Annotated in this window: 23 protein-coding genes; 16 read left to right on the forward strand and 7 right to left on the reverse strand. The window is 71.3% G+C overall.

The window, feature by feature from the left end:
• Positions 1 to 286: 286 nt before the first annotated feature.
• The 4 genes from ABD691_RS31200 (at position 287) to ABD691_RS31215 (ending at position 5,494) form a co-directional block, all read left to right on the forward strand.
• Positions 287 to 1,069, forward strand: coding sequence for a cytochrome c biogenesis CcdA family protein (locus ABD691_RS31200; protein ID WP_344685883.1), 783 nt, complete (start codon positions 287 to 289; stop codon positions 1,067 to 1,069).
• On the forward strand, positions 1,069 to 2,670 hold the full coding sequence (gene resB / locus ABD691_RS31205) for a cytochrome c biogenesis protein ResB (RefSeq protein WP_344685885.1): 1,602 nt from the start codon (positions 1,069 to 1,071) through the stop codon (positions 2,668 to 2,670). Before ABD691_RS31200 ends, resB begins: the two co-directional genes overlap by 1 nt.
• Positions 2,670 to 3,656 (forward strand): c-type cytochrome biogenesis protein CcsB, encoded by a 987-nt coding sequence (ccsB, locus tag ABD691_RS31210; protein WP_344685887.1) that lies wholly within the window; start codon positions 2,670 to 2,672, stop codon positions 3,654 to 3,656. The genes resB and ccsB overlap by 1 nt, the downstream gene beginning before the upstream one ends.
• Positions 3,657 to 3,847: 191 nt before the next feature.
• Complete coding sequence (locus tag ABD691_RS31215; RefSeq protein ID WP_344685889.1) at positions 3,848 to 5,494, forward strand: MinD/ParA family ATP-binding protein; 1,647 nt, start codon at positions 3,848 to 3,850, stop codon at positions 5,492 to 5,494.
• Positions 5,495 to 5,579: 85 nt separating this feature from the next.
• Here the strand turns inward: ABD691_RS31215 and pdxR are convergent, their stop codons facing one another.
• Positions 5,580 to 6,977 (reverse strand): MocR-like pyridoxine biosynthesis transcription factor PdxR, encoded by a 1,398-nt coding sequence (pdxR, locus tag ABD691_RS31220; RefSeq protein ID WP_344685891.1) that lies wholly within the window; start codon positions 6,975 to 6,977, stop codon positions 5,580 to 5,582.
• Positions 6,978 to 7,101: 124 nt separating this feature from the next.
• On the opposite strand from pdxR, the gene ABD691_RS31225 reads away from it, so the two are divergent.
• Positions 7,102 to 7,959, forward strand: coding sequence for a DMT family transporter (locus tag ABD691_RS31225; protein ID WP_344685893.1), 858 nt, complete (start codon positions 7,102 to 7,104; stop codon positions 7,957 to 7,959).
• A 1-nt stretch (position 7,960) separates the two neighbouring features.
• On the opposite strand, the gene ABD691_RS31230 is transcribed toward ABD691_RS31225, so the two are convergent.
• Positions 7,961 to 8,143 (reverse strand): hypothetical protein, encoded by a 183-nt coding sequence (locus ABD691_RS31230; protein ID WP_344685932.1) that lies wholly within the window; start codon positions 8,141 to 8,143, stop codon positions 7,961 to 7,963.
• A gap of 53 nt (positions 8,144 to 8,196) precedes the next feature.
• On the reverse strand, positions 8,197 to 8,421 hold the full coding sequence (locus ABD691_RS31235; protein ID WP_344685895.1) for a BldC family transcriptional regulator: 225 nt from the start codon (positions 8,419 to 8,421) through the stop codon (positions 8,197 to 8,199).
• Between the two features lie 171 nt (positions 8,422 to 8,592).
• Here ABD691_RS31235 and ABD691_RS31240 point away from each other — a divergent pair, with 171 nt between their 5' ends.
• The 7 genes from ABD691_RS31240 (at position 8,593) to ABD691_RS31270 (ending at position 12,949) form a co-directional block, all read left to right on the forward strand.
• Complete coding sequence (locus tag ABD691_RS31240; RefSeq protein WP_344685897.1) at positions 8,593 to 8,895, forward strand: DUF4229 domain-containing protein; 303 nt, start codon at positions 8,593 to 8,595, stop codon at positions 8,893 to 8,895.
• Positions 8,892 to 9,992 (forward strand): L-cysteine desulfhydrase Cds1, encoded by a 1,101-nt coding sequence (gene cds1, locus ABD691_RS31245; protein ID WP_344685899.1) that lies wholly within the window; start codon positions 8,892 to 8,894, stop codon positions 9,990 to 9,992. Before ABD691_RS31240 ends, cds1 begins: the two co-directional genes overlap by 4 nt.
• Before the next feature lie 26 nt (positions 9,993 to 10,018).
• The gene (locus ABD691_RS31250) at positions 10,019 to 10,585 is read left to right on the forward strand and encodes a DUF3558 family protein (RefSeq protein WP_344685901.1); all 567 of its coding nucleotides are present in this window, start codon (positions 10,019 to 10,021) and stop codon (positions 10,583 to 10,585) included.
• 154 nt (positions 10,586 to 10,739) lie between these two features.
• Positions 10,740 to 11,069, forward strand: coding sequence for a hypothetical protein (locus ABD691_RS31255; RefSeq protein WP_344685903.1), 330 nt, complete (start codon positions 10,740 to 10,742; stop codon positions 11,067 to 11,069).
• Complete coding sequence (locus ABD691_RS31260; protein WP_344685905.1) at positions 11,069 to 11,992, forward strand: WXG100 family type VII secretion target; 924 nt, start codon at positions 11,069 to 11,071, stop codon at positions 11,990 to 11,992. The genes ABD691_RS31255 and ABD691_RS31260 overlap by 1 nt, the downstream gene beginning before the upstream one ends.
• Before the next feature lie 20 nt (positions 11,993 to 12,012).
• Positions 12,013 to 12,441: a hypothetical protein gene (locus tag ABD691_RS31265; protein ID WP_344685907.1), complete on the forward strand. Its 429-nt coding sequence runs from the start codon at positions 12,013 to 12,015 to the stop codon at positions 12,439 to 12,441.
• Positions 12,442 to 12,463: 22 nt separating this feature from the next.
• On the forward strand, positions 12,464 to 12,949 hold the full coding sequence (locus ABD691_RS31270) for a hypothetical protein (protein WP_344685909.1): 486 nt from the start codon (positions 12,464 to 12,466) through the stop codon (positions 12,947 to 12,949).
• A 64-nt stretch (positions 12,950 to 13,013) separates the two neighbouring features.
• Here ABD691_RS31270 and ABD691_RS31275 read toward each other — a convergent pair whose 3' ends face one another.
• Positions 13,014 to 13,892: a 1,4-dihydroxy-2-naphthoate polyprenyltransferase gene (locus tag ABD691_RS31275; RefSeq protein WP_344685911.1), complete on the reverse strand. Its 879-nt coding sequence runs from the start codon at positions 13,890 to 13,892 to the stop codon at positions 13,014 to 13,016.
• 45 nt (positions 13,893 to 13,937) lie between these two features.
• Positions 13,938 to 15,095 (reverse strand): o-succinylbenzoate--CoA ligase, encoded by a 1,158-nt coding sequence (gene menE / locus ABD691_RS31280; protein WP_344685913.1) that lies wholly within the window; start codon positions 15,093 to 15,095, stop codon positions 13,938 to 13,940.
• Positions 15,096 to 15,231: 136 nt separating this feature from the next.
• Here menE and ABD691_RS31285 point away from each other — a divergent pair, with 136 nt between their 5' ends.
• The gene (locus ABD691_RS31285) at positions 15,232 to 16,071 is read left to right on the forward strand and encodes a sigma-70 family RNA polymerase sigma factor (protein ID WP_344685914.1); all 840 of its coding nucleotides are present in this window, start codon (positions 15,232 to 15,234) and stop codon (positions 16,069 to 16,071) included.
• Between the two features lie 374 nt (positions 16,072 to 16,445).
• Here the strand turns inward: ABD691_RS31285 and ABD691_RS31290 are convergent, their stop codons facing one another.
• Complete coding sequence (locus ABD691_RS31290; RefSeq protein WP_344685915.1) at positions 16,446 to 17,369, reverse strand: 1,4-dihydroxy-2-naphthoyl-CoA synthase; 924 nt, start codon at positions 17,367 to 17,369, stop codon at positions 16,446 to 16,448.
• Between the two features lie 126 nt (positions 17,370 to 17,495).
• Here ABD691_RS31290 and menD point away from each other — a divergent pair, with 126 nt between their 5' ends.
• Both menD and ABD691_RS31300 read left to right on the forward strand, forming a co-directional pair.
• The gene (gene menD, locus ABD691_RS31295) at positions 17,496 to 19,154 is read left to right on the forward strand and encodes a 2-succinyl-5-enolpyruvyl-6-hydroxy-3-cyclohexene-1-carboxylic-acid synthase (RefSeq protein ID WP_344685917.1); all 1,659 of its coding nucleotides are present in this window, start codon (positions 17,496 to 17,498) and stop codon (positions 19,152 to 19,154) included.
• A 124-nt stretch (positions 19,155 to 19,278) separates the two neighbouring features.
• Positions 19,279 to 20,778 carry a M1 family metallopeptidase gene (locus ABD691_RS31300; RefSeq protein ID WP_344685919.1) on the forward strand — a complete coding sequence of 500 codons (1,500 nt, stop codon included), beginning with the start codon at positions 19,279 to 19,281 and terminating at the stop codon, positions 20,776 to 20,778.
• Between the two features lie 57 nt (positions 20,779 to 20,835).
• Here the strand turns inward: ABD691_RS31300 and ABD691_RS31305 are convergent, their stop codons facing one another.
• Positions 20,836 to 22,080 carry an isochorismate synthase gene (locus ABD691_RS31305; RefSeq protein ID WP_344685921.1) on the reverse strand — a complete coding sequence of 415 codons (1,245 nt, stop codon included), beginning with the start codon at positions 22,078 to 22,080 and terminating at the stop codon, positions 20,836 to 20,838.
• Positions 22,081 to 22,273: 193 nt separating this feature from the next.
• On the opposite strand from ABD691_RS31305, the gene ABD691_RS31310 reads away from it, so the two are divergent.
• Positions 22,274 to 22,762, forward strand: coding sequence for a DUF3592 domain-containing protein (locus tag ABD691_RS31310; RefSeq protein WP_344685923.1), 489 nt, complete (start codon positions 22,274 to 22,276; stop codon positions 22,760 to 22,762).
• The last annotated feature ends 89 nt before the right edge of the window (positions 22,763 to 22,851 follow it).

Consider the following 22,851-nt stretch of genomic DNA (forward strand, 5'->3'; position numbering starts at 1 on the left):
CACCGCGGTCCGCATCCAGCGGATCCGGACCACCGCGCCGAGCTGCTGATCACAGCCGCCGCGCCCCGCGCGCCGCTGATCACCACCGCCCGGGTCTGATCGCACCCCCGTCCGCCGAAGCCCTGATCACCGCCGGGCAAGTCCGGCAGGGTCCTGATCTTCTCGGGACCTATGGCACTGGTCCACCGTCCGGGAATCGCGGCACGCGGTCTCACCTGCGGCGACTGTGGTCGGTCTCACCAGGCCCGGTGACGGGTGACCGCTGAGGCTTCCCTACCCTCGAAGCGTGGACCCCACAGAGCTCGCCGCGTCCGGCCCGCTGCTGCTCGCGGCCGGTGTCGCCGTGCTCGCCGGGGCCTTCAGCTTCGCTTCCCCCTGCGTGGTGCCGCTGGTCCCGGGCTACCTGGCCTACCTGGCCGGTGTCGTCGGCGCCGAGGCCCCTGCGGTGGACGAGGCCGAGGCCCGGGAGGCCCGCCGGGGCCGCTGGCGGGTCGCCGGAGCCGCGCTGCTGTTCGTGGCCGGGTTCACCGTCGTCTTCTCCGCCGGTGCGCTGCTCCTGCTCGGCCTGTCCGACGTGCTGCTGGCCAACGAGCTGCTGCTGCAACGCGTCGGCGGCGTGATCACCGTGGCGATGGGCCTGGTGTTCCTCGGCTTCGTGCCCGCGTTGCAGCGGGACGTGCGGGTGCACCGGGTGCCGAAGGCGGGCGTCTGGGGCGCGCCGCTGCTGGGCGCGGTATTCGGCCTGGGCTGGACGCCCTGCCTGGGCCCGACGCTGATCGGCGTCATCTCCGTCGCCGCGGGCACGGACGTCGACGGCGGGACAGCGGTCCGGGGGATCCTGCTCGTCGCGGCCTACTGCCTGGGCCTGGGGCTCCCGTTCGTCGTGCTCGCGCTCGGAGCGCGCTGGGCGATCCGCAGCACCGGATGGCTGCGCGAGCGCGGCCGGGCTATCCAGCTGGCCGGAGGCGCGTTGCTGGTGTTGGTGGGCCTGCTGCTGGTCACGGGCCTCTGGGGTGAGTTGATCGCGGTCCTGCGCGGGCCGATCTCAGGATTTGAGACGCTGCTGTGATGCCTGGTCCCGTCAAGACGACCCTCGCCTTCCTGCGCAACACCTGGCGCGGGCTGACGTCGATGCGCACCGCGCTGGTGCTGCTGTTCCTGCTGGCGATGGCCGCGCTGCCGGGCGCGCTGATCCCGCAGCGGTCGCTGAACCAGCGCGAGGTGGACAAGTACTTCGCCGAGTACCCGACGCTGGCGCCGCTGCTGGACAAGGTCGGCGCGTTCGAGGTGTTCGCCTCGGTGTGGTTCGCCTCGATCTACGTGCTGCTGTTCGTCTCGCTGATCGGCTGCCTGCTGCCGCGCTGCCTGGAGTACTACCGGCAGGTGCGCGCCCGCCCGGTCCGCACCCCGCGCAACCTGGCCCGGATGCCGCACCACGACAAGGGCGAGCTGGACGCCTCCCCCGACGAGGTGCTGGCGAGCGCGCGGAAGCGGTTGCGCGGCTGGCGGATCGAGGAGCGGGACGAGGGCAAGGGCGTCCGCTCGATCAGCGCCGAGCGCGGTTACCTGCGCGAGGTGGGCAACCTGCTGTTCCACTTCGGACTGGTGGGCCTGCTGATCGGGGTCGCGGGCGGCAAGCTCTACGGCTACGAGGGCCAGGTCATCGTGGTCGCCGACGGTTCGGAGTTCTGCAACTCCGGCACCTACAACTACGACTCGTTCACCGCGGGCCTGACCGTCGACGGGACTCAGCTGTCGCCGTTCTGCGTGCGGGTCAACGACTTCGACGTGAAGTACCTGCACACCGGCCAGGTGGACAGCTTCCGGGTGGACCTGGAGTACCAGTCCGAGGACGACCTCGAAACCGGCGCCTGGAAGCCGCACATCCTGGAGGTCAACCACCCGCTGCGGACCGCGGGCGACCGGGTCTACCTGACCGGCAACGGGTACGCGCCGAAGTTCACCGTGACCTTCCCGGACGGGCAGAAGCGCACCGGCGTGACCCAGTGGCAGCCGATGGACGTCCTGACGATGCTGTCGCAGGGCGCGACCAAGTTCGACCGCCCAGGGGTTACCGACGAGGTGCAGCGGCGGCAGAACCAGCTGGCGATCACCGGCCTGTTCGCGCCCACCGCGGCGTTCGACGGTTCCCTGCTGTCGTCGCGGTTCCCGGACACCCTCGACCCGACCGCCGCGGTCGACGTGATGCGCGGTGACCTCGGGCTGGACTCCGGCCGCGGGCAGTCGATCTTCGGCGTCGACCAGGGGATGGTCGACCAGGGCAGGCTGAACCGGGTGGCCCGGCAGAACCTGCGCGTGGGTGAGGAGATCCGCCTCGACGACGGCACCACGGTCCACTTCGACGGCGTCGAGCGCTGGGCCAACCTGCAGGTGTCGCACGACCCGTTCCAGCCGTGGGTGCTGGGCTTCTCGATCGCGGTGATCTTCGGGATCGGTTCCTCGCTGGCCATCCGGCGGCGCCGGGTGTGGGTGCGGGTGCGCCCGCAGGGCGATGGGACCCTGGTCGAGCTCGGTGGTCTCGCCCGCACCGACCAGGCCGGCTACGGCGAGGAGTTCACCAGGCTGGCCGCCGACCTGCTCGCCGGTTCCGGCGAGCCCGCAGGGCAAGCACGCACGGACAGCGGTCCGGTGCGCGGAAGGAAGAGCTGATGCCGGTCAACGAAACGCTGTCGAGCTACAGCGACATGGCCTACGCCACCTCCGTGGTGGTCTACATCCTCGCGATGTTGCTCTACTTCGCCGAATTCGCCTACCGCCCGGCGAAGGCCGCGGTCAAGCGCGAGTCGGCGCTGGTGGGCGCCGCCGGTGACGCGCCCGCGGTCGGACGGGTGGAGCAGCCCGCGAAGCGCCCGCTGTCGGAGCGCTTCGGCGGCATGGCGGTGTCGATGACGGTGCTCGGCGCGCTGGTGCACGCGGCTTCGCTGGCGCTGCGCGGGTTCGCCACCGGTCGCGTGCCGTGGGGCAACATGTACGAGTTCGGCTCGGCCATCTGCCTCGCCGCGGTCGTCGCCTGGCTCGTCGTGGTGGTGCGCCAGCTGCGCGCCGCGCGGCGGGACGCCACCCCCGCGCAGCTGCGCGGCCTCGGCGGTTTCGTGCTGCTGCCGACGATCCTGCTGCTGTTCCTGTCCGGCACCGTGCTCTACGCGCAGGCCGCGCCGCTCCAGCCGTCCCTGCAGTCGTACTGGATCGTCATCCACGTCTCGGCCGCGATCGTCTCCAGCGGTGTGCTGCTGTTCGCCGGCGTCGCCAGCGTGCTCTACATGCTGCGGGCCCGGCACGAGAACAACCCGCTGAAGCTGGCGCGGCTGGGCGCCCGGCTGCCGACGACGCAGGCGCTGGACCGGATGGCCTACCGCGCCACGGTGATCATCTTCCCGGTGTGGACGTTCGCGATCATCGCGGGCGCGATCTGGGCCGAGGCCGCGTGGGGCCGGTTCTGGGGCTGGGACCCGAAGGAGACCTGCTCGTTCATCGCCTGGATCGTCTACGCCGCCTACCTGCACGCCCGCGCGACCGCGGGCTGGCGGGGCGTGCGCGCGGCGTGGATCAACATCTTCGGCCTGGCGGTGATGATCTTCAACTTGTTCTTCATCAACATCGTCGTCGCCGGACTTCACTCGTACGCTGGGCTGTGAGCGCGTGATCGGCCTCCGGTGACCTTCACCCACCGTTCGCGCGCGGGACCGACAGCCGCGGTCGGGCGGACCGGTGCCGACCGCCACCCCCGATGACGTGGGGGGATTCCGGGGACTACGGTCCCAGGCGGGGTCGGAGGTCTCGATTCGGTCCTGGACGGGTCGATTCAAGTCTTGGAGGGACGGCAACGGTGACCGGACGGTACGAAGAGCCCGACACGCAGCGAGACACGGGCGCCGCAGGTCCGGCCGACAGCGCGGCGATCGAGCACGCCACGCCCGATTACGGGGACTCGGCGCAGCAGGACGCCTTTTCCGACCCGGCGGCGCAGGCGCGCCCGTCGCCGGGACATCCCACGCCGTCGTACGTGGATCCATCGCAGGCGGGGGAAGCACCGCGGCCGTACTACCCGAGCGGACCGTCCCCGCAGCCGGGTCCGGAGGCGCAGCAGTTCCCGCAGCAGTTCAGCGATCCTTCCGGGCCGCAGCAGGTCCAGCCGGCGGGACCGGTGTCGGGTCAGCAGTCCGGTCCGCATCCGGTGCAGGGCCAGCAATCGGGGCCTCATCCGGTGTCGGGTCAGCAGTCCGGCCCGCATTCGGTGCAGGGACAGCAATCCGGCCCTTATCCGGTGTCCGGCCAGCAGTCCGGGCCGTACCCGGCTCCCGGTCAGCAGTCGGGCCCGTACCCGGTTTCGGGTCAGCAGTCCGGGCCGTACACGGTGCAAGGTCAGCAATCGGGGCCGTACACGGTGCAGGGTCAGCAATCCGGTCCGTACACGGTCCAGGGGCAGCCACAGGGGCCCTACCCGGCGCAGGGCCAGCAGTCCGGCCCCTACACCGTCCAGAATGGACAGCCCCCGTACCCGCAGCAGCCCGCGCCGAACCAGCAGCAGCCGCAGCACCCCACCGACCTGTCGTCGGCCCAGCTGCTCCGCCAGTCCAAGCGGCCCCCGCAGTCCGGCTGGCGCAAGGCGCTCTACAACGTCAGCGGCCGGTCGATCAACCTCGGCGAGAGCACGGCCGACCTGCGCAGGCGGGAGCTGATCTCCCGGATCAACCAGCCGCTGCAGGGCTGCTACAAGATCGCGATGCTCAGCCTCAAGGGCGGGGTCGGCAAGACGACGACCACCGCGACCCTGGGCTCGACGTTCTCCTCGCTGCGCGGTGACCGGGTGATCGCGGTCGACGCGAATCCCGACCGCGGCACGCTGAGCCAGAAGATCCCGCTGGAGACCACGGCGACGGTCCGGCACCTGCTGCGCGACTCCCAGCGCATCCGCAAGTACAGCGACGTGCGCTCGTACACCTCGCAGGGTCCGAGCAGGCTGGAAATCCTTGCCAGCGAACAGGATCCGGCGGTCTCGGAGGCGTTCAGCGAGGAGGACTACCGCCGCACCGTGACGCTGCTGGAGCACTTCTACAACATCGTGCTCACCGACTGCGGCACCGGCCTGATGCACTCGGCGATGAAGGGCGTCCTCGACCTCGCGGACTCGCTGGTGATCGTCTCGTCCAGCTCGATCGACGGCGCCCGCAGCGCCTCGGCCACCCTGGACTGGCTCGACGCCCACGGGTACGGCGCGCTGGTCGCCCGCTCCGTCGCGGTGATCAACTCGGTGCGGCCGGGCTCGGGCAAGGTCGATGTGGACAAGCTGATCGCGCACTTCGGCTCGCGCTGCCGCGCGGTGTCGCGGATCCCGTTCGACCCGCACCTGGAGGAGGGCGCCGAGGTCGAGCTGGACCAGCTCGCGGCGCCGACCCGCTTGGCGCTGCTGGAGTTGGCCGCGGTCGTGGCCGATGACTTTCCGCACGCAGTCAGCCGCCAGCAACAGGGCTGATCTCTGCGGCCCCTGCATGGTCGTTTTGCTTGGCGGTGCGGGTGGCGGTGCCGGTTGCTTTGGTGGGCTAAGCGGCTTCGCCGCTTCAAGGACGGGTGGCTACGGACGTCAGAACCCGGGCCAGGGCTGTTACGGCGTCGTCGATCTGCTCGGTGGTCAGCGCGGCGTAGCCGATGACCAGGCCCGGGAACGTCGTCGCCGCGTGCGCGTAGCCGGACAGCGCCGGCGCGGACACGCCCTCGTCGGCGAGCATCCGCTGCACCTGCCGGTCGTCGGTCCCGGCGGGCAGCCGCAGCACCACGTGCAGCCCGGCGGCGATCCCCACCGGCTCGCAACCGTCCACTGTGGCCAGACCGGCGAGCAGCGCGTCCCGTCGCCGCCGGTACAGCGCCCGGGTGCGCCGCAGGTGCCGGTCGTAGCCGCCGCTGCGCAGCAGCTGGGCGAACGCCGCCTGCGGCAGCGTGGCCGAGCCGAGGTCGTCGAGCCGCTTGCGCTCGACGACCTCCGGCAGCAGCGCGGGCGGTAGCACCAGCCAGCCCAGCCGCAGCGCGGGGGCGAGCACCTTGCTCACGCTGCCCTGGTAGATCACCCGCGCCGGGTCGAGCGCCTGCATCGCACCGAGCGCGGGCCGGTCGTAGCGGTGTTCGGCGTCGTAGTCGTCCTCGATAACCAGGCCGTCGTGCTCGCCCGCCCAGTCCAGCAGCCGGTGCCGCCGGTCCGGGTGCAGCACGACCCCGAGCGGGAACTGGTGCGCCGCGGTGACCAGCACCGCCCGGCTGCCGGACGCGGCGAGCCGGTCGACGCGGATGCCGTGGTCGTCGACCGGCACCGGGACCGGGCGGAGGCCGTGCGAGGCGAGCAGTTCGGCCTGGCCCAGGTGGCTGGGGTCCTCGACGGCGACCGTGCGGTGCCCGCGCCGGTGCAGCTCCCTGGCGATCAGCGCCAGCCCCTCGGCCGCGCCGTTGGTGATCACCAGCGATTCCGGATCGACCTGCGCCGCCCGGACCCGGCCGAGGTAGCCGGCGAGCTCACCGCGCAGCGAGGTCAGCCCGGCCGGGTCCGGGTAGCCCAGCGCCTCGTGCGGGAGGTCTGCGAGCGCCGCGCGGTGCGCGGCCAGCCACTCGGCGCGCGGGAACGAGCTCAGCGACGGCAGCCCCGGATGCAGGTCGACCCGGGTACGCCGGGGCGGCGGGGTGGTCTGCGCACGGCCGACGCGGTTGGCGACGCGGGTTCCGGAACCGCGCTCGGCGACCAGGTAGCCCTCGCCGACGAGCTGCGCGTACGCGGCCGAGACGGTGCCGCGCGCGAGGCCGAGCTGACCGGCGAGATCGCGGCTGGACGGCACCCGGCTGCCGGGCGCCAGCCTGCCGTCGCGGATCGCCCGGCGCAGCTCGTTCTCCACCGCCCTGCCGCGCTTGCCCCGCGTCGCGTCCGACACCGCGGGCAGCAGCAGCTCGTGCAGGGTGGACCACTCGTGAGCCATCGCACCCCAGCCTACGTCCGGTCCGCCGCAACGGGATTCGGCGTACCGGACGGCGGAAGTGGACCAGAACTCAGGCCGTCGAATGGCGCTTAACCCTGGTCCGGTCGCGATCGACGATGGCCGCGTGCTCATCACTCGGACGGAACGCGGCGCCATCGCGGCAGCCGCCCTGGGGGCGATCGCGGTAGGCGGATCGGTACCGGTCAACGGCCTGCTGCGGGACTATCCGATGTGGACGGCCCAGGGCCTCCGCTACGCCCTGGCCGGCCTCCTGCTGCTCGGCTGGGCCCGCTGCCGCGGGAAGCGGCTGCCACCGCCCCGGCCGCGCGACCTGCCCGCGCTCGCGGTGCTCGCCCTCGCGGGAATGCTGGGCTTCGCCCTCCTCCAGATCCACGCGCAGCGCCACGCCGATCCCGGCTTCGTCGCCGCCGTGATCGGCGCCAGCCCGCTGCTGCTCGGGCTCGCCGCTCCGCTGCTCGACCGGCGCCGCCCCCGGCCCGCCGTCCTGCTGGGCGCGGTCCTGGTCCTGGCCGGGATCGCGGTGCTCTCCGGCGGCGGCGCCTGGCACGGCCCGGGGCTCGTGCTCTCGGTGCTGACGCTGCTGTGCGAGACGTCGTTCACGCTGTTCGCGGTCGGCGTGGTCGCGCGGCTCGGCGGGCTGGCCGCGTCCACCTGGGCCTGCCTGCTCGCGGGTGGCATCGGCCTCGCCGCAGGTACCGCGGTCGACGGCTGGCGGATGCCAGGACCGGCCGAACTCCTCGCGCTGCTGGTGATGGCGGTCGTGGTGACAGCGGTAGCGTTCTGCCTCTGGTATCACGGCCTGTCAGTGCTGGGCGCCGACCGCGTCGGGGTGCTGATCGGGCTGATGCCGGTGTCCGGGTTCGCGGTCTCGCTGCTGCTCGGCGCGCAGCGGCCGACCGCGGCTTCGGTGCTCGGGACCGCTGTCGTCGCCGCCGGTTGCGCGCTCGGACTCCGGCGCTGACTCAGCCCTCGTCGCCCTGCTTGCGCTGCTGCTCGCCGAGCCGCCGCAGGAACTCGGGGTCGTCGTCGGGCGCGACCTGCGGCTTCTCGCGCGTCGCCGTGGTGTCCGGCCCGAACGCCTTCCACAGCAGCACCGCGACGGTCAGCGCACCGATCGCAGCCAGCACGTAGATCATCTTGGCCACCTCCGCTCTCCACCGTCGAGGTTAGCCAAAATCGGGCATCCGGGGCAGCGGGGTCAGGCGCTGCGGCTGACGTCGTTGGTCAGCTCGGCGAGCAGCGCGCGGACCTCCGACTCCCGGAAGCGGCGGTGCCCGCCCGGGGTGCGGATGGAGCCGATGCGGCCCGCGGTCGCCCAGCGGGTCACGGTCTTCGGGTCGACGCGGAACAGCGAGGCGACCTCACCGGGGGTCAGCAGCTGCTCCTGGCCGGGCTGGCGGGTCGGCTGGGGCGTCGCGGTCACAGGGGCCTCCACGTTGTGAGGACGGTTTCGGGCATTCCGGTCGCATCCTGGCACCAGGGAGGTCAGGTACTCGAACATTTGGCTTTAGGTAAAGGGAAGGTAAGGGACGAAACCGGCGCGGCCCCGGCGACCGCGCCGAAGATCGGGCGGGCGGTGCTCTACGCTGTTGACGTGCTGGAACAGCAAGAGGACCAGGTGACCGCGGGCTCCACCCTGGCCAGGGACGTGGCCCTGTACACGGTGGCCAGGCTCGCCATGCTGGTCGCGGCCACCGGGGCGTTGATGCTGTTCGGCGTCCCGTTGCTGGTCGCGGCGGCGGTCGCGGTGGTGCTGGTGATGCCGCTGTCGATGCTGGTGTTCGGGACGCTGCGCCGCCGGGTAGCGGTCGGGATGGCCGAGCGCGCCGCCGAGCGGCGGGCCCGCCGCGAGGAGCTGCGCGCGCAGCTGCGCGGCGACCGCGAGGACGAGCAGTGACCGGTAGCAGCGTGGACCGCTCGTCGGAGCGGACCCGGCGCTGGACCAACGAAGCCATCCGGATCATCGAGGCCGACGCCAACCGCAGCGCCGACACCCACCTCCTCCGGTACCCGCTGCCGCCGGAGTGGGGCGTCGACCTCTACCTCAAGGACGAGTCAACACATCCGACCGGTTCGCTCAAGCACCGGCTGGCCCGATCGCTGTTCCTCTACGCCATCTGCAACGGCTGGGTGACCGAGAACACGCCCGTGATCGAGGCGTCGTCCGGTTCGACGGCGGTTTCCGAGGCGTACTTCGCCCGGTTGCTGGGGCTGCCGTTCATCGCGGTCATGCCGAAGTCGACCAGCCGGGAGAAGGTCGCGCTGATCGAGCGGCAGGGCGGTCGCTGCCACTTCGTGGACGTGCCGGGCGCGATCTACGACGAGTCCCGCAGGCTCGCCGCCGAGCTCGACGGCCACTTCATGGACCAGTTCACCCACGCCGAGCGCGCGACCGACTGGCGCGGCAACAACAACATCGCCGAGTCGATCTTCGAGCAGATGGGGATGGAACCGCACCCGGAACCGGCCTGGATCGTCGTCGGGGCGGGCACCGGCGGCACCAGCGCGACGATCGGCCGCTACGTCCGCTACCGCAGGCAGCAGACCAGGCTGGCGGTCGTCGACCCGACGCACTCGGTGTTCTTCGACGCGTGGTGCGACGGTGACGCGGCCCGCACCGGCGAGCGCGGTTCGCTGATCGAGGGCATCGGCAGGCCGCGGGTGGAGCCGTCGTTCATCGGCCAGGCCATCGACCGGATGATCAAGGTGCCGGACTCGGCGTCGGTCGCCACCGTCCGCTTCGCCGAGCGGGTGCTGGGCCACCGCGTCGGAGGCTCCACCGGGACCAACCTGTGGGGCGTGTTCGGGCTGGTGGCGCAGATGCGCCGCCGGGGCGAGCGCGGCAGCATCGTCACGCTGCTCTGCGACGGCGGCGAGCGCTACGCCAACACCTACTACGACGACGCCTGGGTCGCCGAGCACGGTCTGGAGCTGGACGAACCGCACCGGATCCTGGACCGCTTCCACGCCACCGGCGAGTTCCCGGCAGACTGACCGGGTAGTCGTCGGCTGGAGGATCGATGCGGTGTCGTGCGGTTGCCCCGCTGGGACTCGGACTGGCCCTGCTGCTGGCGGGATGCGTTCCCGGCGGCCAGGAACCCGCCCCGCCGACCGAGCCGCCCTCACCGACGACGGCCACCACGAGCGAGTCCTCGGTGACCCCGTCGATCACCCGTGACCTGCCGCCGGAGCAGCGCAGGCGGTTGGCGGAGGTGCCGACCGACCGGCTGTGCGAGCTGGTGAGCCCGGACGAGCTGGCGCAGCTGGCCTTTCCGGTGGAACCCGGCAGGCCCCGGGAGGTCGGCTTCGACCCGCCCGCCCGCGGCTGCGCCTACGACGCCCGCCCCGGCGACCGCTCGGTGCTGGTCGGCGTCCAGCCCGAGGGCTACGCCGATCTCGGCACCACCGAGGTGAGCCTCGGATCGGTGCCGGGCAGCCAGACCCTGCACGCCAACGACTGCACGGTGTTCGCCGGAGTTCCCGGCGCGACCCTGCAGATCGCGGTCCGCGCCGGGGAGTCCGACTCGGACCAGTGCGAGACCGCGCAGGCGGTCGCACAGTACGTCCTCGGTGGACTCGCGCGCTGACGTTTCTGGGCATTCCGGTCGTTTTACCGGCGAACCATCACAGGTTGGCCACGGTGACCGCATTCGGCGGAACCGCTGGTACGCCTCCTGCTGTCATACGGTCGGCGGAACCGACTGGGGGCCGTCATGCACAGCGACGCGGTCGGGAGGCGCGATGGCCGGGAACCTCAAGGCCATTCCCGAGGAGTTGAAGGGTTTCGAAGGGCTCCTCGAACGGAATGCCAACTACTTCAAGAAAATCGATGAATGGGCGGAGAGCACCGCGTCCAACACGAGCGGTTTCACCGGCCTGATGATGGCGTTGATCCCCGCCGTCGAAGCGGTCACCGCGCTGTACGGGGAAACGCTGGACTTCGCGCACTCGGCGCTGATGAAGGTGAAGGACGAACTCGGCAACGTCTCGGCCGAGTACGAGGAGCGCGAGAAGAAGACGATCGAGATGCTCAAGAAGATCGAAGCCGACCTCGACAAGATGAAGATCTGATGGGCGCGTTCGCGGACGAAGAGGACCCGCTGAGCAAGCTCGAAGCGGATCCCACGAAGAGCAACGCCGAATCCCTCCAGGCGGCGGTGGAAGAGGCCGGCTGGCAGGTCCAGGCGGTCAACTGGGTGTACGAGAAGGTCACCGGCGAGAACCTGATCGAGGCGCTGATCGCGCCGATCGTCGGCGACTTCTCCAAGATCGAGACCAACGCGGAGGCGTGGAACCAGGTCGGCGAGTCGCTGTCGTCGGTCCGGAAGAACCTCAACGCGGGCGTCAGCGAACTCCGGGAGAGCTGGGACGGCGAGGGCGCGATGGCCTTCGAGACCCTGCTCGTGGGCACCTGGACGGTCGCGCTGGAAGGCGACGCGCTGCTGGCCGGGCTGGTCGGCCAGGGCTTCCAGAAGGCCGCCGACATGTCGCGGCGGATGACCGACAAGGCGCTGGAGCTGATCAAGAAGCTGGTCGACCGGCTGATCGAGACCGCGGCCACCGGCTGGATCCCGGTCGCGGGCTGGGCGAACGCGGTCCGGCAGGTCGAGCGGTGCATCGACATCGTGACCACCGTGTACGAGATCTACACGGCGCTGGAGGAGATGTACAACTCCGTGGTCGCGCTCGTCGAAAGCGTGCAGAGCGCGGGCACCAACCTGTCGAAGATCCAGGACGTGCGCAGCCTCGGCGACGCGGTCAACCTCGGCATGGAGCTCAAGGACAACGCCATCGAGGTCCGCGACAGCGCCACCGGCGTCCGGGACGCGGCGAACAACACCAGGACGGCTTTCTCCAACGCGTCCAACGCGTCCAACGCGTCCGGCGGTTCCGGTGGTGGTGCCGGCGGCGGTTCCGGCGGCAGCGGCTCGGGCGGGGCGTCGTCGGGCAGCGGCTCGTCCGGGTACCAGACGCTGGCTTCGGGCACCCTCTGAATCCCCGGGAAGGAAACGACGTGAGCGAGGACTGGAAGACCCAGGCGGTCCGGGACGCGGAGGCCGCGCTCGAGGAGAAGATGCGCAAGGTCGAGGAGGCCCTGGACAAGGCCGACCGGCTCAGCGCGTCGCTGCCGGAGGTCAAGCTGACCGAGGACAAGATCCGCGAGATCGAGGAGCTCATCCGCGCGGGCAAGGCCCCGGCGGAGCTGACCGAACTCCAGGCGCGCATCGACGCCGGGGAGTTCACCTGGAACGATGTCGCCGACGGCACCGCGTTGCGCGACGAGTCGGTCCAGGCCGCCTTCAGCGCCAGCGTGGCGAACATGCAGAAGGCCAAGGAACTGCTCGACGAGGGCCACGACGTGGCGACCGTCATCAGCGCGGACCCGAACCGGCCTTCCGACGACAGCTACGACGACGATCCGCCGGATTCGTTCCTGCGGTGAGGGAAACGGTGAGTGAGCACGCATGAGCCGCAAGGCACTGATCACTGTCACGGCCGCCTGGGGGATCCTGGTCGGCGTGGTCGCGGCGGTATTCCTCGGCGTCGCGATCTTCAGCGGAACGGTGCTCGACGAGACCGCCCCGAACTCCAGCTCCACCCGCGTCACCGAGCAGTACCGCTGGAACGGCCAGCCGATGCTGATCACCCCGGCCGCGCGCAACGGCAAGACCGCCCACTGCAAGGTCGCCCCGGACCGGGGTGAACCGCGGGACGTCAGCTCGTACCGCTCCGAGTCGCGCTACGGCGTCACCCGGATCCAGCCGTGGTTCTCCGGCAGCGCGACCGTGACGTGCCAGGAGAAGGCCCGCATCCGCACCGGATCGCAGGTCACGATGTACGAGCTCGCCACGAAGAACCGGGTCGCCCAGATCGCCGCCGCGGTGATCGGTGCCGGTCCGTTCGCCGTGGTCCTCGTCTTCGGGCTGGGCAAGAAGAAGGCGAACGCCTGAGTTCTCGGTGAAAGGGCACCGGATCGTCGCGATCCGGTGCCCTTTTGCTCTGTCCGACGCGAGTTCAGCTCTGTCCGAACGCGAGCGCGAGCGCGGTGATGACCGACCAGGCCAGCATCGCGAACCCGGTGTCGCGCAGCGCCGGGATCAGCCTGCGCCCCTTCGCTCCGCTGAGGATGTTGCGCAACGACGTGATCAGCAGCGGCAGCGCGAGGAAAGCGAGCAGCATCCAGGTGTTGCGCAACCCCATCAGCGTGGTGATCAGGAACGGCACCAGCGCCAGCATCACGTAGAGCGTGCGGGTGTCGCGGTCGCCGAGCAGGACCGCGAGCGTGCGCTTGCCGGTGGTGCGGTCGGTCGGGATGTCCCGCAGGTTGTTGGCGACCAGCACCGCGCTGGAGAACGATCCCACCGCCACCGCCGATCCGATGCCGAACCCGGACACCGTGCCGGCCTGCACGTACTGCGTGCCGAGCACCGCGATCAGGCCGAAGAACAGGAAGACCGCGATCTCGCCCAGGCCCGCGTACCCGTAGGGCTTGCTGCCGCCGGTGTAGAACCACGCCCCGGCGATGCACAGCGCGCCGACTGCCAGCATCCACCACTGTCCGCTGAGGACGACCACGCCGATGCCGGCCAGTGCGGCCAGTCCGAAGCAGCCGAACGCCGCCCCCCGCACCGCCGCCGGCCTCGCCGCACCCGACCCGACCAGGCGGAACGGCCCGACCCGGTCGGTATCGGTGCCGCGGATGCCGTCGGAGTAGTCGTTGGCGAAGTTCACGCCGAGGATCAGCAGCAGCGCGACCGCCAGCGCCAGCACCGCCACGACCGGATCGAACCGGTCGATGCCCGCCGCGGCACCGGTCCCGGCCAGGACGGGTGCGATCGCGTTCGGGAAAGTCCGAATGCGTGCGCCTTCGATCCACTGTGCGACAGTCGCCATGACTTTCATCTTCGCTCATGGCCGACCGGCCGCGGCCTCCGGGACTCAGCGGGCGAAGCGCTCGGCGAGCAGGCGGCGGTCCGGTTTGCCCGGGCCGCGCAGCGGGAGCTCGTCGAGGAAGACCAGGTCCTTGGGGGTGGCGGCGGCACCGGCCAGCCGCCGGACCTCGGCCCGCAGCGCCTCGGCCGAAGGCGGCTGACCCGGATCCGCCGGGACCACGGCGGCAACCACGGCCTGCCCCCACTCGGGATCGGGCACGCCGAGCACGCACACCTCGCGCACCCCGTCCTGCTCGGCGATGATCCGCTCCACCGGGAGCGGGGCCACGTTCACCCCGCCCGTGATGATCACGTCGTCGGCGCGCCCCAGCACCTCCAGCCTGCCGTCGGCCCATCGCCCGAGGTCACCGGTGTGAAACCAGCCATTCGCGAACGCGGGCGAATCCGGACGACCTCGGTAGCCCCTCGCCAGCATCGGACCGGAGAGCAGGATCCTGCCGTCGTCGATCCGCACCTGCGCGCCGGGGAGCGGAACGCCGTCGTAGACGCAGCCACCGGCGGTCTCGCTCATGCCGTAAGTCGTGACGACGCGCACGCCTTCGTCGACCGCACGGCGGAGCAGAGCGGGCGGCGTGGCGGCGCCCCCGAGCAGCACCGCGTCGAATTTCCGCAGCTCAGCGAGGCCCTTTCCGGCATCACCGAGCAGGCGGCTCAACTGCGTCGGCACCATCGCCGTGTAGCGCGGTCCGGCGGTCGCGAGCGCTTCGGCGGCTTCGGCGAAGCGGTCGGGGCGGAAGCCGTCCGCCGTGTCGACGGCCAACGGCTCGGTGCCCGCGACGAGGGAGCGGACCAGCACTTGGATTCCGGCGATGTGCTGAGCGGGCATGGTCAGCAGCCAGCGGCCCGGACCGCCGAGGTGCGCATGGGTCGCCTCGGCGGAGGCGCGCAGCGCCGAGACGGACAGCAGCACGCCCTTGGGAGTGCCGGTCGAGCCCGAAGTGGCGATGACCAGGGCGGTCGGGTCGGCCGGATCGTCCTCCACCGGCGTCCCGACGCCGAGCGCGTCGGCGGGCGCGGCGTCCTCCGGGATCGGAAGCAGCGCCGGGCCGGCGCCGTCGAGCGCGCGGCGGAGCGCGGGCAGGACGTCGAGCGCCCGCTTTCCTGCGGGGACGGCCAGCGGCTGGAGGAGACGTGGGCTCGGCATGCGGGCATTGTGCGCCCCGGCCGAACCCGCGGTGGGCCTGGCCGGTCCGCGGGGCGCCTGGAAAAGTGGGCCGATGTCACATCGGCCGGGTTTCGCGGTTCATCACGGTGACACGGTCGGACGGAGGACGTGACCGATGGATGACAACGCGATTCGCGCCGAGCAGTTCGAGGCCCACCGGGACCACCTGCGGGCGGTCGCCTACCGGATGCTCGGCTCGGCGAGCGAGGCCGACGACGCGGTGCAGGAGACCTGGATCCGGCTCAGCGGCGCCGACACCGAGGACGTGGAGAACCTGCGCGGCTGGCTGACCACCGTGGTCAGCCGGGTGTGCCTGAACATGCTCCGCTCGCGCACCACCCGGCGGGAGGAGCCGCTGGGCGAGCACGTGCCCGAACCCCCTGCGCACGGCGCTGATCCGGCGGACCAGGCGGTGCTGGGCGACTCGGTCGGCCTGGCACTGCTGGTCGTCCTCGACACCCTCGGCCCGGCCGAACGCCTGGCCTTCGTCCTGCACGACCTGTTCGCCGTGCCCTTCGACGAGATCGCCCCGATAGTCGGCCGCACCCCGGCGGCGACCCGCCAGCTCGCCAGCCGGGCCCGTCGCCGGGTGCAGGGCGCTTCGCCGCCCTCCGAAGCCGACCTCGTCCACCAGCGCGAAGTCGTCGACGCCTTCCTGGAGGCATCCCGCGGCGGTGACTTCGAGGCGCTGCTGACCGTGCTCGATCCGGACGTCGTGGTGCGGTTCGAGAGCGGTGTGCTGCGCGGGGCCGAGACCGTGGCGAAGGCCGCGAGCACCTTCGCGAAGCTGGCCGAGTCCACCCGGCCCGCGCTGGTGGACGGGATGGTCGCGGCGGTGGCGGTGTCGAAGGGCCGGGAGATCTCGGTCGCGGTGTTCGAGGTCGTGGGGGACCGGATCACGGCGTTCGACACCTACACCGGGCTGGAGGGCCTGGATCTGACCTTCGTGGACTAAGTCGATCACACGTTCGAGTGTCGTCGCTCAAGTGTTCGAAGTGGGGTGACGATGGTGGTCGTGAGTCCGGTTGAAGGAGGCAGATGATGAACGGGACCAGTTTCCAGGCGAGCGCCCGCTGGCGGAGCCGTAGGCCGTCGTGGCGGTTGCGGATCGTTCGACGTGCGGGCGGGACACGGCTGCTGATGCTCCAGTGGAGAGCGCAGGTGCAGGCCAGGGCGGCGCGCTCGATGCAGCGTCCCCGCCCGGTGCCCCTGCGGATCCCGCCGCATCCGGTCCCGGCGGTGCGGGGTGCCCGCGTCATCCGGCGCAGGCAACCCCGCCGCGAGGCCGGAGCCGCCGCCGACGGGTCGTCCGAGGGCGGCGGGGCCGGGTCAGTAGTACCAGGGGAACGAGCTCCAGTCCGGTTCCCGCTTCTGCAGGAACGAGTCCCTGCCCTCGACCGCCTCGTCGGTCATGTACGCCAGCCGCGTCGTCTCCCCGGCGAACAGCTGCTGGCCCACCAGCCCGTCGTCGATGGCGTTGAACGCGTACTTGAGCATCCGCTGCGCGGTCGGCGACTTGCCGTTGATCTCGCGGGCCCACTGCAGCGCGGTCGCTTCGAGCTCGTCGTGCGGAACGGCCTCGTTGACCATGCCCATCCGAAACGCCTGTTCGGCGCTGTAGGGACGGCCCAGGAAGAAGATCTCGCGGGCGAACTTCTGGCCCACCTGGCGCGCCAGGTAGGCCGAACCGAACCCGCCGTCGAAGCTGCCGACGTCGGCGTCGGTCTGCTTGAACCTGGCGTGCTCGGCGCTGGCCAGGGTGAGATCGCACACCACGTGCAGGCTGTGCCCGCCACCCGCGGCCCAGCCCGGCACGACCGCGATCACGATCTTGGGCATGAACCGGATCAGCCGCTGCACCTCCAGGACGTGCAGCCGCCCGGCCCGCGCCGGATCGACCGTGTCGGAGGTCTCACCGCTGGCGTACTGGTAGCCGGAGCGGCCCCGGATCCGCTGATCACCGCCGGAGCAGAAGGCCCAGCCGCCGTCCTTTGGCGACGGACCGTTGCCGGTGAGCAGCACGCACCCGACATCGCTGGTCATCCGGGCGTGGTCGAGCGCGCGGAACAGCTCGTCCACCGTGTGCGGACGGAAGGCGTTGCGGACTTCCGGCCGGTCGAAGGCGATGCGTACGGTGCCCTTTCCGGGCCCGTCCTCGACGCAGCGGTGGTAGGTGATGTCGGTGAAGTCGAAGCCGTCCACGGGCTCCCACATCACCGGATCGAACAGCTCAGAGACACGTGGATTCTGCACACCTGGGACAATAGGCCCAGCAAGCGTCGGGTGGGCGGGCCGTTCGCACCACCGCGGCGCCTGCCGAGCCGGTGGCCGGGGCGACCACTGATCGCGGTCCGCAAGCGATTTTTCAGGGGTGATGGGTTGAATCCGTCCACGGCCCAGGCCGAGGTCATCATCGACGAGCTGGTCCGAAACGGACTGCGCGAGGCGGTGTTGTCCCCGGGTTCCCGCAACGCACCCCTGGCCTTCGCGCTGCACCGCGCCGCCGAAGCGGACCGGCTGCGGCTGCACGTCCGCATCGACGAGCGCAGCGCCGGTTTCCTCGCACTGGGTGTCGCGGCGCGCACGAAGCGTCCGGTCGTCGTGGTGTGCACGTCCGGTACGGCGGCGACCAACCTGCATCCGGCGGTGAGTGAGGCTTTTCACTCCGGGATCCCGATGATCGTGCTCACCGCGGACCGGCCACCGGAACTGCGCGCGGCGGGCGCGAACCAGACGATCGACCAGTACCGGCTGTACGGCTCGGAGACCCGGCTGTTCGACGAGCTGGCGGTCGCCGAGAACCGGCCCGGGCAGAACGCCTACTGGCGCAGCCAGGCGTGCCGTGCGTGGGACGCCGCCGGGAACGGGCCGGTGCACCTCAACCTCCCGTTCCGGGAGCCGCTGGTGCCCACCGGCGACGCCGACTGGTGCGAGCCGCTGGCCGGTCGTCCGGAAGGCGGGCGGTGGACCGAGGTGTCCGATCTCGGCGACGGTCCCAGCGCGCTCTCGCGGCTGGGGGCGAGCCGGGGTCTGGTGCTGGTCGCCGGCGGGGCCGCCGAGGGCGCGAGCGCCTGGGGCGAGCGCTACGGCTGGCCGGTGCTGTCGGAGACCGGCGGTGTGGGGCTGTCCGGGAAGGCCGCGATCAGCACCGGCATGTGGTTGCTGAACCTGCCGGAGTTCGTCCGGCGGCACCGTCCCGAGCAGGTGCTCTGCGTCGGCCGCAACACCGTGTTCCGGCAGGTGCAGCGGTTGCTGGCCGACACCGGTGTGGAGGTGCTGCTCGCGCACGGCGGTGTCGACTGGCCGGCGCCGGCGCACAACGTGCGAGAGGTCGCCGAGACCTTCGGTTCCGCGCCGGGCCCGGCCGACCACGACTGGCTGCTCGGGTGGCAGCAGGCCGACCACAAGGCCTCGGCAGCGCTGCACGCGGCGCTCGACCTCGAACGCTGGCCGAACGGCCCGATCATCGCGCGTGACCTCGTCGACGCACTGCCGCGGAGTTCGCTGCTCGTGCTCGGTTCGTCGAACCCGACGCGGGACGTCGCGCTCGCCGCGCGCCACCGTCCGGACGTGGCGGTGCACCGAAACCGCGGTGTGGCCGGGATCGACGGCACGGTGTCCACTGCGATCGGTTCGGCTCTCGCGCACGAGGGTCCGTCCTACGCGCTGCTCGGCGATCTGACCTTCCTGCACGACAGCAACGGGCTCGCGCTGGGACCGGCCGAAGAGCGCCCGGACCTGACGATCGTGGTCCTCAACGACGACGGTGGCGGCATATTCTCCTTGCTGGAGCAGGGAAATCCAGAACACAGCTCGTCGTTCGAGCGGGTCTTCGGCACTCCGCACGGTACCGATCTCGCGCAGCTCTGCGGCGCGCACGGCGTGCCGCACACCCTGGTCCGGCAGCGCTCCGACTTCCTCGAAGCGCTGCGGTGGAGACCCGGGCTGCGCGTTGTCGAGGTGCAGGCGGACCGGGCCGAACTCCGCGGGGTGCACGAGCGCCTGCACGCTGCCGTACGATCGGCGTTACACGGCTGATCTTCCCGTTTTTCCTTGTGAGATGGGAAAAACCTGTTTGCCGATTCCTCCCCGCGCAGCCAGGCCGCGTACTTAGCCTCCTTGCAGGCCACGCCTGGTGGCCTGCAATCCAAGGAGGTAGCAGGTGTTTCGACGACAGGGCCTGCGAGTGGCGGCTGCTGCCTGCTGTGCGGCAGTCTTCCTCGCGACCCCGGCGCTCGCCGGCAACGACGGACCCGGTGCACCCGGAGCGGGGGACGACTACTTCCCCGGCTACGGCAACGGCGGCTACGACGTCTCGCACTACGACATCCAGCTCCGGTACCAGCCCAACGACGATTTCCTGAGCGGCACCACGACGATCGTGGCCAAGCCGACCCAGAACCTCACCGCGTTCAACCTGGACTTCGCGCTGAACGTGAAGTCGGTGCGGGTCAACGGAAAACCTGCGGAGGTCAAGCACGACGGCCTGGAACTGACCGTCACCCCACAGGAAACGCTGCCGGAGGGCAGCCTGGCGACGTTCGTGGTCGAGTACGACGGCGTTCCGTCCACGGTGGAGGTCGGCGGCGTCAACCCGTGGATCCGCACCGCCGACGGGGCGCTGGCGATCGGCCAGCCGGAGATCTCGTCGTGGTGGTTCCCGGGCAACGACCACCCGCGGGACAAGGCGACCTTCGACATCGCCGTCGCGGTGCCGGACGGCACCGAGGTGCTGTCGAACGGGGTGAACACCGGCACGTCGAGCTTGGCGGGCTGGACCACCTGGAAGTGGCGGACGACCAAGCCGACCGCCAGCTACCTTGCGTTCCTCGCCCTGGGCCAGTACGAGATCAGCACCAAGACCGGTGCGAACGGCCAGCCGTTCGTCACCGCCTACTCCGACCAGCTCGGCGAGCTGGAGGGGGCGGCGAAGGCGAGCGTCGAGCGGACGCCGGAGGTCGTCGAGTTCCTGAGCGGCCTGTTCGGCGAGTACCCGTTCGAGGCGCAGGGCGGCGTCGTGTCCTCGGAGGGCATGAACTTCGCGCTGGAGAACCAGACCCGGCCGACCTACAGCCACAAGTTCTTCAGCCGGGGCGCCAACACCTCGGTGGTGGTGCACGAGAACGCGCACCAGTGGTTCGGCGACTCGGTGTCGGTGGACACCTGGCGCAACATCTGGCTCAACGAGGGCTTCGCGTCGTACTCCGAGTGGCTGTGGTCGGAGAAGCAGGGGACCGGCACCGCGCAGGAGCTGTTCGACCACTACTACTCGGCCACTCCCGCCGACGACCCGTTCTGGCAGGTGCTCCCGGGTGACCCGGGCGCGGAGAACGTGTTCCACGACGCGGTCTACGACCGCGGTGCGATGACGCTGCACGCGCTGCGCAACGTCATCGGCGACCAGGCGCTGGTGGACATCACCCGCACCTGGGTGTCCGAGAAGCGCTACTCGACCGGGACGATCGAGCAGTTCATCGAGCTGGCGGAACAGAAGTCGGGCAAGCAGCTCGACGAGTTCTTCAAGGCTTGGCTGTTCACGCCCGGAAAGCCCGCCGTGGGCGAGGCGACCGGTGTTCCGCAGAGCGCGCTCCTCGCGTCCGCCACGCCGCCGCCGGCGGTCGCGGAGATCGACGCCACGCACGAGCGCGCGCACGCGCACTGATCACCGCCGCAGCGGGTGGTCGTGGAGGTTCCGCGGAAGCTCCACGACCACCCGGGATCACTCGATCCCCTCGAGCGCTTCGCGCACCGGCAGGAACTTCGCCTCCGCCTCGGCCACCTCCAGGTCCGGGTCGGAGTCGGCGACGATGCCGCACCCGGCGAACAGCCGCACCTGGCCGTTTTCTCCGGCCTCGGGCTGGATCTGCGCGCAGCGCAAGGCGATTCCGACCTCGCCGTCTCCCCGGCTGTCCGTCCAGCCGACCGGTCCCGCGTAGCGGCCCCGGTCCATCCCCTCCAGCTCGCCGATCAGCTTGACCGCCTGCGGCGTCGGCGTGCCGCCGACAGCGGCCGTGGGGTGCACGGCTTCGGTCATCCGCAGTAAGGTCGCCCGGTCCTCGCCGAGCTGTCCGGTCACGTTCGACGCCAGGTGCATGACGTTGCGCAGCCGCAGCACTTCGGGCTCGCCGGGGACGAACAGCTCGTCGCAGAACGGGCGGAGCGAGTCCGCGAGCGACTGCGTCGCGTATTCGTGCTCGCTGCGGTTCTTGCCCGACATGAGCAGCTCCGCTTCGAGCTCGTCGAAGCCGCGATCCCCGCGCGGCCAAACAGTTCCCGCGAGCACCCGCGAACGCACCAGCCGCCCGCTGCGCTCCAGCAGCAGTTCCGGGGTCGCTCCGACCAGTCCGTCGACGGCGAACGTCCAGCAGTTCTCGTAGCGGGCCGCGAGGTTGCGCAGCAGGAACCGGCTGTCGAGCGGTTCGGACGTGGTGGCGAGCAGGTCGTGCGCGAGCACGATCTTGTCCAGGTCGCCGACCTCGCGCATCCGGCGGACCGCGTCGGCCACCGCCTGCCGGTAGCCCGTGGCGGTGAGCGTCCCGTCGCTGTAGCGGACGGTCCCGGGGTGCCGGACCGGCTCGACCGCTCCCGCCGCGAGCCGCTCGGCAGCTCCCGCTGCGAGCGGCTCGACGGGGCTGCCCGCGCGGGTCGTGCCGGGGTCCGCCGCGACCGGCGCGACCGCCTCGGGCGGCTCGCCGATGGTCGTGAGCCAGCGGACGCCGTCGCGCTGGCCGATGACCACCTCCGGCACGATCACCACCGACCGCCCCGGCTGCTCGGCGAACGCCATGCTGGCGAAGGCCACCGGGCCGGTGCCGGGCAGTCCCACCTCGTCGTCGACGTCGACCTGGGCGACCCAGTCCTGCCACCAGGTGTCGGCCTCGGTGAACCGCTCGGTTCCCGAGGTGTCCAGCCGGGCCGCGCAGCCCCAGCCGACGAGCCCGTCGCCCGCTCGGACCCAGCTCACCGACGGGCCCGGCGGTAGCAGTTCGAGCAGTCGACGATCATGCAGGGGATCACCTGCATGGATTCTTCGTGTACGCGCGGTCAGCAGACGCGAGCTAATGGCCACCCTTGGAGGGTAAGGCGCTTGTCCGTGCGGGTGGCGGTGACCGATGCAGTGCCGATGACGGCCGGTGCGGTACCTACAATCGGTCACCGTGGCGAGCGACGCGGTGACCGAGGACGCGGCCGACTCGGTGACAGGTTCGAGCACGGAAGGTGACGAACCGGGCACTCGGCGGCCCCGCCGCAGCCCGCGCGCTCTGGCCGCGCGGGGCGTGCTCGCGCTCGCGCTCCTGCTCAGCGGACTGTGCGTGTCGATCGTCATCGGCTGCTTCATCAACGACCGCACCATCGCGGAGTCCCGCGGCCAGGCGGTGGCCGAGGTGCTCGACGCCTCGCTGACGCGAACGGTCGTTCGCTTCTCCGACGCCGAGGGCCGGGTCTACATCCCGCCGGCAGGCGTGCTCTACCCGTCCGGCCTCCAGCAGGGGCAGCTGGTGCGCGTCGAGTACGACTCGCGGAACCCGGACCTGGTTCGCGTCATGGGCCGCACCGCCGTGCTCTCGCTGCTGCCCGTGGGCGGCACCCTGGCCGGGATCTGGGTCGTCCTGCTGCCCACCTACCTCCTGCTGCGCCGCCGCTGACCCTGCGCTCCCGCTGCCCCGGCCGCGCCGCCGAACCCCCCGCGCTGCCGCTGCCCCCCGCCGCACCGCCGCCACCCCGCGCCGCCACC

The sequence above is a fragment of the Saccharopolyspora taberi genome (assembly GCF_039534165.1).
Classification (GTDB): Bacteria; Actinomycetota; Actinomycetes; order Mycobacteriales; family Pseudonocardiaceae; genus Saccharopolyspora_D; species Saccharopolyspora_D taberi.